Raw genomic sequence first — 12456 nt, 5'->3', positions numbered from 1 at the left:
TATTGAGTCACGAAGTAGCGAACAAGAGCCAGATAATCCAATCGAGCCTAGATCTCCTAGAATCTAGCAATCTTGACAACAAACAACAAATTCTCTTGAACAAAGCAAACCAAGCTGTAGAAGAGGGAGGGCGAGTCATAGACATGATTCGCGAACTTCGGGACATGAAAACCGAAGAATTGCAGGCTATATCTATCAACTCATTGGTTAAAGGCGTGACCAAACGCAAACAGGCGCTTGCTCAGGAAAAACAAATCACGATTGAAACTCAATTCCCCAAGAATAACCTAAAAGTTAGAGGTGGGCTGCTACTTGAGCCGTTGTTGAGCAATCTAGTAGAAAATGCAATCGAACACTCAGGTGGCAGCATAATCAGAGTATCTTGTGAACGCTGCAATCCAATGATCAAGCTTTCCGTAGAAGATGATGGGATAGGCATCCCCAAAGAAACTAGGAATCAAATCGAGAATCAAATGCTCAGTCAGCGTATAAAGAATAACAACGGATTGGGATTATCATTGGTTAAAGAGATTGTTGAATTATACGAAGGCAGTATCGAGATAAAGCACTCCGAGTTGGGCGGCACCGCAGTTCATGTGTATTTGAATTGTGCTGAAGGCACTTAGACAAATCTGATTTCGTGATGAAACACTCGAAAAGAAAGAGGAATCTATGAACCTACTTCTAGAAGGTCCATAGATATCATTTCATCTGCTACTTTTACCAATCTCTACAGACTACTTCCAACGATTTCTGTGAGGTCGACCATGCGCGTGGCATAACCAGCCTCATTGTCATACCAGCCGAGCACCTTCGCCATATTACCAATGACACGGGTCATGAGCGAATCGTAGCTGCAGGAATGAGGATCACCGATAAAATCTGAAGAGACAAGCGGTTCATCAATGTACGCTAGGTATGGAGCTAGGTCTCCTTTCTCGGAAGCTTCCTTGAATGCTGCGTTGACACCTTCAACATTGGTCTTCTCCTCGAGATTGACGACCATATCAACTATCGAGGCGTCCATGACGGGAACACGCATAGCCATCGCATCTAGTTTTCCAGATGCTTCCGGATAAACCAAGTCGATTGCCTTTGCAGCCCCAGTAGTAGTCGGAATGATATTCCAGCCAGCTGCTCGAGCTCGTCTGAGGTCACCATGTGGCATATCAAGAATCCTCTGGCTTGTCGTCACAGCATGAGTTGTAGTCATTAATCCGCACTGAAGACCAAACGCTTCATCAAGCACCTTTACCAAGGGCGCCAAGCAATTGGTAGTGCAAGAAGCATTTGAAATCACATCATGCTTGTCAGGATCGTAGTCGTCACCATTTACTCCAAGCACGACAGTAAGCATTTCCCCGCCTTTGCCAGGTGCGCTTAAGAGAACCTTATCTGCTCCCGCTGCAAGATGTTTGTCGCAATCCTTGCGAGTTCTGAATACGCCTGTTGATTCTATGACTATATCGACATCCATCTTATCCCAGGGCAGTTCCTCTGGATTCTTCTCATTCAGCATCTTGATTCCATGGCCTTCTATAACCAATTCATCATCATTTCTTTCGACTGATCCTTCGAATTTCCCCATGACAGTATCATACCGAAACAGATGAGCCCGCGTTTCAACGTCCATTATATCGTTGATAGCCACTACATCGAAATCCCTTCCAATAGCAGCACGCATGTAATTTCGTCCAATCCTGCCGAAACCGTTGATTGCAACTCTCGTTGTCATACTCTCTCATATTGAAGTGTGATTAGGTACTCTATATTTCTTGTGACTTGCCTTTGTATCACTCTGAATCTTCATACAAACCCATAATTCTCAATTGCAATACAGATTCAAGCCTTTCAGTTTGTGGAAACTGACTTCGCAGCTGATGCAATAAAGGAAAATGCGGCGAGGATCAGCAAAACCCATTTTGCAATTGTTGCAATACAAGCAAACGAAATCACAACCGGGGATAGCGCGGGAAAAGCCATGAGCTGGGTGGCAATGAGGAGATTCTCAAGATAGTCGAAGAATGTCTCAAGATAAGGAAGCAACACCAACTTGCGCCATGCGGTATCCTCTTCACCTCTTAGGTTGTTCACATGAGCAATGCCTTGAGAAAAGGCGGTTCCAAAAAGAATCGGGAAGACGGCATCCAGAATCTGCTGCTGGCTGTAGAGGGTTCTCCCATTTTCACCAAGCAGATTGAACAGTTGTACTGCCTCTTCAAACGAATACCACGGGCGTACATCAAGTATGGGGCGGCCACCTGTAATTGTGAGAATCGGTGCTTGGAACAGCAGACCCATCAATGCAAGAACAGCTAACGCTGGTACCAAAAACCCGAAGAAAGTCCACAGTGAAGCTCTCTCATGAATTTCCTTAATCACGTCCATTTGGTGAATCCTTCCTTGGAAAACCAATTGAAACATTACTTAAGGAGATTCCTACGGAATTTCTGATACACAAAATGACTAAGTAATCATCTCGAACCTAGAAGCATAAGACAGTAACGAATGGAGAATGTATCAGCGTGATTGGAGCCATAGCATCGATTGGTCTGAAGAACGCCAAGCGGCGGAAGACCACCTCCCTACTTACGATTCTTGCTGTGGCTTTGGCAGTCAGCCTAACTTATACAGCAGTCTCAAGCACGAACCGACTCAAAGCAAGTGCTAACACGTTCATGCAGCAGTCGCTATCTCCAGTAGATCTGACTGTTTCGTCAACCAAATGGGGAAGTCCAATCACACAGGAAATGCAGGAATCAGTCGAAGAGCTTCCGAATTCAGCCCATACAATACCCAGGATAGAAGAGCTTGTCAGTTTTCAGAACGAGACTACCACGCTACCCCTCTTTCTCGTTGGAATTGATAATCAGCTAGAAGTAGACATTGGGCGACTTAATGTTACTAAAGGTTCCAACAAACTGACAGGTAGGAATTGCTTTGTTACAACTCAGGTAATGGAACTGCTGAACCTGTCACTTGGTGAAGAATTACGGCTTGATACTTCGGCGGGTCATCAGTTTTTCAATGTATCAGGATATGGTCTCGCTATCGACAAAGGTGTTGTCGGACCAGCAGTTTTTGTTTCACTTGAATATGCATGGGAAATCTACACAATTAGGTATCCGAATCATTCTGTCAACAAGCTTCTGGTTGAAATCGAGGATGTATTTGCAGCACGTCGAACTACCAAGAGCATAGAAGGAATACTTGGTGAGGAATATGTAGTAACCAATTTGAAAACGTATCAGCTCAAGATTGCAGAGTTGTTTCTCAACCAAGCTAACACAATCCTCCTCGCTCTGGTTGGTGCTGCGGTATTTGTTGCCGCATTTCGGGTATTCTCATCCTTCAGTATGCTTTTCAGCCAAAGGAAGCGAGAAAGTGGGGTCCTACTTGCATTCGGAGGTTCAAGAAAGGACTTGTTGTCCATACTCATCTCTGAAATTGGTATTATCGGACTGACTGGAGCTCTTCTTGGAGGGGTGATTGGGGTTGTTCTGAGCCGTGTTATTCTACAGCTGATTATAGCAACGTCAAGAATCATCTATCTTGCTCCAACTGCCGCGTTCTTCGGTGGTGCTGCAGGTATCAGCTTCTGGGGGCTTATTGCATCAGGGTTGTTCGGTGTTGGAATTACTCTCATTTCCGGAATAGTGCCAGCATGGCAGGCTTCTAAAGAATCAATCGCAAACAATCTTGGAAAAGGAACAGTTCACACCAGTGCTAGCGGTAGCGAAACTGGCTTCGAACCATCCAAGAGACTACAAAGAATCATTCTTGGTACTAGTGCTTTACTCTGTCTGCTTGTAGCGATTCAGATGGCAATAGATTTCCTCAATCTCGGCTTGTTTTCAAGCGATGTAATTCGAATTGGATCCGTTCCCATTCTGCTTCTTACTGTAGTAGCTCTTTCCCCCAAGTTGGCAGGATTGGAATCAATTCTCAAACCCTTAACTTATCGTACGAAAGAAGTGGTTGGAGTACTCTCCAAGCGCAATTTGAAACGAAATGCAATCGTGGGTGTGGTTATATTCAACCTTTTCGCGGCTGCAACAACGTTGCTCATAGCTTCCAGCAATGTTGGATATGCAGTAACAGCCTCTTGGAAGAGAAGTCTGGGTGCTGGCGTTTCCTCAGCTAACATCATCGGGTATGCGGACCCCGCAGTTGAGCTTCCTGTGGTCGATGCTATTCAATCAATGCCACATGTAGAGAGGGCTGTGCCAGTGAACCAGCTCATAACCGAGGTGCATTTCAAGGAAGAAAGCGGTATGGGTATCTTGCTCGGTACCCATCCAACAGAATTCGAAGGGTTGGCTTCAATCGGTCTATCTCGGAGTGTGAATGAAAGCAAAGGATTACGAATCCTAGAGCAGAATCAAACTGGTGTTATTTCTGAGTACACTGCTCGCGAACGCAATCTTGAACTTGGCGATGAAATCACAATCGGAGAATTAGGTAATGTAACAATTGTGGGAATTGCAGGCTCTTCTGTACCGTTCTTTGTTCTAACAATCATGACACCAAATTTCGTGATTGTAAGCAATTCTACGTGGTCTTCACTAGTTGGTGAAGCTTTCCAAGCAGGAAGCGTTCTAATAAGATCAAATAAGCCCGGCAAGACAATGAATGGACTTGCAGGGTTTCCCAACATCCAAAGTGTCCTCATTTCAGCAATTGAAGCTGACTATGAAGCGGCCCTCACCGCGATACAAGCCACTATTGATGCATCCATGGTGACACTTGTCATAACGACGATACTCAGTGCACTCATCGGTAGCTGGGCAATTTCATCTACACGAATCAGAGAGATTGGGCTTCTTGCGTCAATGGGGATGCCTAATTCAGACATAGCCAGGTCTATAGCTGTAGAAAGCTCAGTTGCGATAATAGGCGGACTAGTAACAGGTACCGTTGTTGGCCTAATCGTGCAGTCAAATCTTCAAGCAATAATGGAACGTTTCGTCTCCGCTCCCCCAATCTTGATAGATCCGAAAATCGTGGTCCTACTGATAGTATCTGTCATCTTATCAACAGCACTTACATACCGATCCGTGAAATCTACAGCAAAGGAGCATCCAGCGGATCTACTTGCTGGCAGGAAAGCAAAGAACCGTTAGAAGAATCCATTGGTGAATCCATTGTACACGAGTCAATTCAGAATACTAGTGTACTCGTCAACACAAGAGATAATATCAATGATGATTCATATTCATTCAGGAGAGGGTGGTTCTCTATTGCATAAAAATAGGCCAAAACAGTTCTTTCTGCTCGCATGGATAGGTTTCGTACTCTTGATAGCTCAGTCTCTGCTATTTATTGAGGGAGATGCAGACAATGTGGATATCAATAGGCAGGGGCCATACGTAGATACCGTCATGTACAAAATCACGGAAAATCAAGAAGACGCTATTGCAGCACTTCAGAACGGAGAAATCGAAATCATTCTTGATTCAATTGATCCGCAGTATCTCGAAGAATTAGAGGAATCTACAAACATAGACGTAGTAAAAACAAACCGGAATAGCTATGGGTTCTTCCTATTCAATTACGAAAGGTATCCGTTGAATATGACTGTTCTCAGACGAGCAGCCGCATTTGCCTTCGATAAAGAAAAGGTAGCCAACGAAACCTGGAGGGGATACGCTGAACCCCTTGACGCACCTGTTCCCACGATGAATCCATTCTCCGCGGAGGATGACCTCGGTTACCATTATTACGAAGCGAAAATTGAATATCCTAATTCACTCCTCGATAATGCCGGCTTCGAAATCAATGAAACAAATGGTTATAGAGAGGCCCCTAATGGAGAGCCATTTGACATCTGGATTGATGCTTCTTGGGACTCTGATTTACAATTCGCAGTAGCGGAAACGCTTGAAGATGCGTTCAAAGAGCTTCACATTAATGCGTCAGCAGCCCAAGCTGATCCCTACGATATGAAGTGCAAGACAAAATACTTCGATATCCGTTTGCTTGAGAATCGTTTCGAAGACTTCACTGTGGATTGGTTGGCTTCTCGACTATAGTGAGTGGATGGGGATGCTTATGTTCTCAGTATCAGCCATATCAAGAAATTCTCGAAGCGAGAAATGCTAGCTTCAGATACTGGAAAGAACAGCTGCTTGAAGCCGAATCATTTGAAGAAGCACGCGAAGCTGCAATCGAAATTCAGAAAATAATTGTGTATGAGTCTCCCATTATTGTCGCCTACGACAACAAGTATCTGTCTGCATACAGAACTGATCGTTTTGAAGAATTTGTAAAGGGACATCACCAAGGGGTTGAATCATGGTGGATGCCATACAAAGCACAGCCCATGGAAACAGGTGAGGTCGAAACTACGAACACATTACCAATCGCAAGTCTTTCTTATGTGGACAGCTTTAACTTAATGCTTGGTACTTCCCCAGTCCCTGACACGATTGACCAGATGTTCTATGACAGTCTACTTCGAAAGGATCCGGAAGGTAATGAAATCAATTGGTTCGCAACAGACTACACTACTGAAACACACGCAGACAATTCATCCGTGCCAGAGAACCACACCCGCATAACCTATAACATGATTGAGAATGTTACGTGGACAGATGGCGAACCGCTTACAGCAGAGGATGTTGCATTCTCACTCAACTACTACCGAGACGCGCCGGGTTGTCCTTTCGGTACAGATTTGACAAAACTGACTACGGTCTATGCAATATCTCCCTATACCCTGATAGTGGAACTAGAAGCAGGCTCATTTTGGGCAGCTAGAAGAATCAGCTACAAGCCCATCATTCCCAAGCACATCTTCAGCCAAATCGGCATTTCTGGGTGGAATACGTGGGATCCCCATCCTCCAGATGAAGAGATGTTCACCTCGGGGCCATTTAACGTATCGGCCTATGTTAGAGGGGAGTGTCTGAATCTAACAAAGAATGCTGATTATCCCTTCTTGCCAAAAATAACTACTCAAAATACGGAGCCAACGCGCCATGGCCTCCAGCAAGGCTTGTTGTTTGTCATTGGTTTCACTGGGCTAGTAATCGTCGTACTTGCCGGATATAAGATAGCAGTACATTGAGACAAGAAATAACATAGACACTCCCAATGGAAGGCATAGAGCAGCCAATCTACAACAGTAACTGGTAGGTGGCGCTTCAATCTCTGGCCCAAAGAGTATCTCAAACAGTTATAAGCCACGCAGTCTCCAAAAATGAATACTTCATTCATGGAGCTGGCCACGATATCCAATAGAGAATATGTCATGAATCTGGCAGATGCCAGCCTAAAAGAAAAGGAATTGGTAGGTTCCAAGGCCGCTCACTTGGGAGAACTCTCTGATTACGAATATCATGTGCCAAAAGGATTCATTCTTACCACAGCAGTGTATGATTTCCTACTAGAATCTGAGAATCTCGGTGATACCATCGCCAGATTATTGAATCATACTAATTTTGATGATGCTGAATCCGTTGAACGGTATTCCGACTCAATCTGCGAGGCAATCACAGAAGCCCATTTGGAGAATAAAATACTCGCACTAATCTCGGAAAAGTATCAAGAAATGAATCTAGACGCGGTTGCTGTAAGATCCTCAGCGACAGCGGAAGATTTGCCTGAATCCTCTTTTGCAGGGCAGTATGAGACATTTTTGAACATCAAGAATCAGGAGCAGGTAGCCAAGGCGTTAGTCAAATGCTATCAATCGATGTGGTCACCAAGAGTGATTTCCTATAGGCAGCGCAATGGGATTGACCACCTCGAGGTTAAGCTTGCGATACTGATTCAAGAAACAGTAGATGCAAAGGCTGCAGGTGTACTCTTTACAAGGGACCCGACATCAACGAAGAGCGATAGGATTGTTATTGAATCCAACTTCGGGCTTGGCGAGTCTGTAGTTTCCGGCCAGGCCATACCAGACCGCTTTGTATTGGAAAAAGAGCAACCAAGTAAGGTAGAAAGCTTCGGAGTAAAAGAAACCCAGATTGGAATCAAGGGCGTTGTGGTGAAGCCGTTATCTCAAGATGGAGAGGGGGGAATCACTGCTGTTAATGCTACCAGTAACGAATCTGAAACTCCGTCAATAACCAACCATCAAGCGATAGAGCTGGCCCGGATTGGCAAGGAATTGGAGTCCATATTCGGGAGTCCACAAGATATCGAATGGGCAATCGATGAGGACGATCGAATCTGTATACTGCAATCTCGTCCAATAACAACAAGCACCAAGGATGACGAAGAAGAGATTCTATGGACAAGGGGATATAGTGACGATTATTGGAATGACAATGTTACTCCGTTATTCTTCGACCTTCTAGGAGATCAGCTGACCTATATCGTAAACAAAGAGCTGAATTCGATAATGGGCTACAAGGACATGCCTGACGAGCTTCTCAAACTCCACAAAGCCCATGTCTACTTCAATCTAGATGTCCTACGAGAAAAAGTCAGGAATGAAATTCCTCCGTTCATAAGATCTGAAGATGTTCTGAACTATTTCCCCGACGGGGATGGTCCCTATGGCAAAGAAACAATGAGGGAAATGCCGTTCAATCTGCTGGGACGTCTCATGGCAGAGATTAGAGTTATGCTGTATGACCCTAGGGGTTCATTGACGGAAACTGCAGAATCTTATGACCAATGGACCAGCAATGTTTTCATTCCTTATTGCAGAGAATTCGACTCCACATTGAAATCAAAAGCTGAGGAAGCTACACTCAAAGATCTCATGCACTTGGCGGACGAACTGGACAGAGAGATGATGACGCATTTCCGCATGGTTCGATACGGCATTCCAGTTCACAATATCGGCATGAATCTGCTTACGAAATACCTGCTTGGCAAGTTCCTCGGTCGAAGGAAGGCAGGAACATACTATCCACTACTCATTTCAGGGTTAGAACACAAAACAAACGAAATTAACAAAGAAGTGAACAAACTTGCGGAAATAGCCGTTTCCAGCCCAAAGATTCGAGAAGTAATAACAGAGTATCCTTCTGAGTCACTGTATAATCATCTGCAAGAAAAGAAACATGATTCTGTGAAGCTATTCATGAGTGCGTTCGATGAATTCTTACAAGAATTTGGAGAGCGGGGATTCACCAGAGAACCGTTCTACCCAAGATGGGGTGAAGCACCAGAATATGTATTTGATATTCTCAAGTCTCTCGTTCGCGACCAACAAACCACATCTACTTCTCACGACCCCAAGAGGAGAAGGATAGTTGCTGAAAACAAGGTAAGAAGAGAAATCAAAGCCCAAAGGTTTGGAAGAATAAAATGGGAACTCTTTTCCACTATCCTTGGCTTTGCCAGACGCTATATCAAATTCAGAGAGGATCAGCGCTTCAACCTTGATAGATGGATAACCCGTAACAGAGCCGTTTTCTTGGAAATGGGGTATAGAATGAAAAAGCAAAATATCATTCCAGAGGCCTCTAGAATTTTCTTCTTCCACAGAAAGGAAATTAGAAAAATCGTTTATGATGAGTTGAGTGATTTTGAACTAGCTCAGCTTGCAGAAACCATAGAAGAACGGTTTCACGAATTCAAGAGTTATGAAGATACTACACCACCGAAATTCCTCAAAGGTAATCGAGAATACAACGATGCTGTCTTCTGTATTAGCGAGGGCGGCATTCTAACCGGAATACCAGCCAGTCATGGCCGCGTAAGCGGTCCCGTTAGGGTGCTAGAAACGGTGAATCAAGTTCCACAAGTTCGTCAGGGAGAGATTCTCATAGTCCCACGCACTGACCCAGGCTGGACCCCTGTCTTCTCGAAGATAGCTGGCGTGGTGACTGAAACTGGTGGCCTTCTTTCACATGGAGCTGTAGTCTCAAGAGAATTCGGGATTCCCGCTGTAACAAATATCAGTCGTGCATGTAAGCTAGTAACCACAGGCCAGATGGTTACCATTGACGGTTACAAAGGGGAAGTTATCATTCACAACGGGGATTAAATCAACATGGAACAAATCACACATGAACCAACTTCAGAGGATGCTAACTGGAACGAGAGCTACTATTTTCTGTTCTATGACAAAAAGACAGAATTGGGACTCATGAGCAGAGTTGGCTTCAAACCAAATAGGCCAGAAGGTATGACATTTCTGTTTCTCTTTCTGCCGGATGGGTCAGTTGCAGCTTTTCATACGACCGATGAAGGTAAATCCTATCCAGATAGTCTCGAGGTCGGCGGTGTATCTCATCAGCCCAAATCAGATGGAACGTGGAAATATTCTTTTGACGGATCATTGGTTGTGGTGGAAGATTCAGAGAATCTCCCCGAAGCAAGAGAAAACCCGCAAATCATATCTGACCTCCTACAAACCCACATCGACCTGAATTTCGATCCAATCAATGAGCCCTATGAGTACAGTGAGCACATGACAAGTGAGTCGCTTGAATTGGGGAAGAAATCGGGAGATAAGCATTGGGAACAAATAGCAAAGATTTCCGGATCAATAGAGCTTGGTAAAGACCATTATTCTATCAAAGATGTGATGGGGCAGCGAGATCACACTCATGGCATCAGAGACTGGACTGGTGTAGGCAATTGGTTCTACTTCGTTATATGGTTTGATGAGCATCTCGCAGTGAACCCAGCAGCCGTAATTGCAGAAGATGGACGATTGGCAACAGGAGGTTTCATCTTCCGGGAAGGGGAAAACATTCCACTTCGTGATATAGAGGTTCTTTCACATGAGTTCCGAGATGACGAAATATTCCCATTAAGGACAGAACTCGAACTCAAAGACAAGAGGGGAACTACATACAAGCTCACAGGAGAACCGGGACGAATTGTGCCCGTACCTTTCACTGACCGTTCAGGAAGGGAATCTATGCTTGTTCAATCGTTCGGAAAATTCAAACTCAACGATAGAACAGATGGGTACGGCTCATATGAGACGCTTAGAAGATTATAATTTTGGTTTCAATCGGTAGCCTCTGCTCGCGGAAACACAAGATGGAACGAGGTGCCAGCCGTGTAATCATCAGGGGCATCTGGTCTGTTGGTTATCCAGATGTCACAGTCAGATTGATTTAATATCGATTTGACTAGTAACAACCCAAACCGTTGATGTCGAGGACGCTCTTGAAGACTATCAAACGCATGCTTTTTCTCTTCCTCGTCCATACCAATACCATGATCTGAGAGAATTACCTCTACTGTTTCATCATCCACAAGTGTATCGACATCAATGATGACTTCTTCTGATTCCTGCTTTCGGTACTTGGCCATATTTGAGAGAATGTTGTATATTGCGAGTTCTAGAAGCTTATTGCAAACTACATTTTTCCCTTCAAGTGTGTCTTCACCAGTAAACCGAAATGATAGGGAAGGATAAGACTCTTTGAGTCGGGATTTAGCTTCTTCAAATGTAGACTCGATATCAACAATTTGGGTTTGAAGTATAGTATCTTCAAGCGTACCCAAGTTTAGAGCATTCTCAAGAAGCGCAATAGACTGTTGTTCCATCCGCTGTAACCTGTTGATTTTATCAATAACACCTTCATTCAAGTCAGGATATTCCATCTTAAGAAGCTGAATTATTCCAAGACTACTGCTGGAGTAATTTCTGATATCGTGGCTAATAATGTCTAGAAGCAGTCTCACCCGTTCTTGATTCTCTTCAGCTCTTCGCCAAGCGTGAATCACATCGCTTTTTGGCAGAGTAAGCATATCTGAGAAAGTTAGATGGGTTCGATCCTCTTTCTGGATATATGGAGATTTCAAAGCAATTCCAGCAAAAAGCAGCATACCACTATAAAAGAGACCCAAAAAGATTTTGCTGATAAGAGACGCAATCCCTTGGACTATTGAGATGGATTGCGTTACGGGGAAAGCAAAAAGCGGATAGAGAACCGAATCAATAAGCATGACGCCGATATAGACCACTAGCACATGAACGACCGAAGGAATATCAGCGAACAGATTCTTCATTTTCTCCACTGCAAAAATCATCAGCACCATTTCAATCAGAGCTAATAGATTTCCAACCCAGAAAATACCAAAGCTTACATTAAAAAGGGCAGGAGGCACCATGAGCGGATTTGTAGAACCAGCATAGCCAAGCAAATAACCAAAGTAAGGATACAATAAGAAGAAAACAAACTGGATAGCGATTATTCCAAGAATAACCATCTTGATGGCTTCCAAATCATGTTCCATTATGTAGAGCAGCATTACAGCCCAGAGTGTGGCTGCATATGCAATGCTTCCTCCACCAACACTGGCACCCCAACCAATGTCCAGAACATAGAAGCCGCTCATTAGAGATGTAAAGACTTGGAGAATCCCCAGATAAATGTAAAATGGTATCAGGGAAATGCGCCGGCGGAGGAAGTACAGCAGAATGCCTGATCCCGAATAAATCAGAACATGCAACGCCAGATGCAACAGTCCGAGCATTGTATATGTCTCAATGTTGAAGATTTCCTGAAGCATATATTTTTACGCTTATCT

9 protein-coding genes are annotated in these 12456 nt (G+C 44.1%); 6 read left to right on the top strand and 3 right to left on the bottom strand.

Going from position 1 to position 12456, the window contains the following annotated elements:
- The coding region (locus tag GF309_05300; GenBank protein ID MBD3158187.1) for a GHKL domain-containing protein at positions 1-626 on the top strand (626 nt) is incomplete at its 5' end.
- 104 nt (positions 627-730) lie between these two features.
- On the opposite strand, the gene gap is transcribed toward GF309_05300, so the two are convergent.
- Positions 731-1735, bottom strand: coding sequence for a type I glyceraldehyde-3-phosphate dehydrogenase (gap, locus tag GF309_05295; GenBank protein ID MBD3158186.1), 1005 nt, complete (start codon positions 1733-1735; stop codon positions 731-733).
- Positions 1736-1851: 116 nt separating this feature from the next.
- Positions 1852-2388 (bottom strand): hypothetical protein, encoded by a 537-nt coding sequence (locus GF309_05290; GenBank protein ID MBD3158185.1) that lies wholly within the window; start codon positions 2386-2388, stop codon positions 1852-1854.
- A 137-nt stretch (positions 2389-2525) separates the two neighbouring features.
- Here GF309_05290 and GF309_05285 point away from each other — a divergent pair, with 137 nt between their 5' ends.
- The 5 genes from GF309_05285 (at position 2526) to GF309_05265 (ending at position 10915) form a co-directional block, all read left to right on the top strand.
- A complete protein-coding gene (locus GF309_05285) occupies positions 2526-5123 on the top strand; it encodes an FtsX-like permease family protein (protein MBD3158184.1) in 2598 nt (865 codons plus the stop codon).
- A gap of 78 nt (positions 5124-5201) precedes the next feature.
- On the top strand, positions 5202-6032 hold the full coding sequence (locus tag GF309_05280; GenBank protein MBD3158183.1) for a hypothetical protein: 831 nt from the start codon (positions 5202-5204) through the stop codon (positions 6030-6032).
- Positions 6032-7069, top strand: a complete 1038-nt coding sequence (locus GF309_05275; protein ID MBD3158182.1) for a hypothetical protein — start codon at positions 6032-6034, stop codon at positions 7067-7069. The genes GF309_05280 and GF309_05275 overlap by 1 nt, the downstream gene beginning before the upstream one ends.
- Before the next feature lie 132 nt (positions 7070-7201).
- Positions 7202-9949, top strand: a complete 2748-nt coding sequence (locus GF309_05270) for a hypothetical protein (protein ID MBD3158181.1) — start codon at positions 7202-7204, stop codon at positions 9947-9949.
- A gap of 6 nt (positions 9950-9955) precedes the next feature.
- On the top strand, positions 9956-10915 hold the full coding sequence (locus GF309_05265) for a hypothetical protein (GenBank protein MBD3158180.1): 960 nt from the start codon (positions 9956-9958) through the stop codon (positions 10913-10915).
- A gap of 8 nt (positions 10916-10923) precedes the next feature.
- Here the strand turns inward: GF309_05265 and GF309_05260 are convergent, their stop codons facing one another.
- Positions 10924-12438 (bottom strand): hypothetical protein, encoded by a 1515-nt coding sequence (locus tag GF309_05260; protein ID MBD3158179.1) that lies wholly within the window; start codon positions 12436-12438, stop codon positions 10924-10926.
- Positions 12439-12456: the final 18 nt, after the last annotated feature.

It is taken from the genome of Candidatus Lokiarchaeota archaeon (genome assembly GCA_014730275.1).
Taxonomy (GTDB): Archaea; Asgardarchaeota; Thorarchaeia; order Thorarchaeales; family Thorarchaeaceae; genus WJIL01.
This window is presented reverse-complemented; position numbering and strand designations above follow the sequence as displayed.

Coding starts and splice junctions, on each gene's coding strand:
- gap (MBD3158186.1), bottom strand. CDS start 1,735: ATGACAACGAGAGTTGCAATCAACGGTTTCGGCAGGATTGGACGAAAT.
- GF309_05290 (MBD3158185.1), bottom strand. CDS start 2,388: ATGGACGTGATTAAGGAAATTCATGAGAGAGCTTCACTGTGGACTTTC.
- GF309_05280 (MBD3158183.1), top strand. CDS start 5,202: ATGATGATTCATATTCATTCAGGAGAGGGTGGTTCTCTATTGCATAAA.
- GF309_05270 (MBD3158181.1), top strand. CDS start 7,202: ATGAATACTTCATTCATGGAGCTGGCCACGATATCCAATAGAGAATAT.
- GF309_05265 (MBD3158180.1), top strand. CDS start 9,956: ATGGAACAAATCACACATGAACCAACTTCAGAGGATGCTAACTGGAAC.
- GF309_05260 (MBD3158179.1), bottom strand. CDS start 12,438: ATGCTTCAGGAAATCTTCAACATTGAGACATATACAATGCTCGGACTG.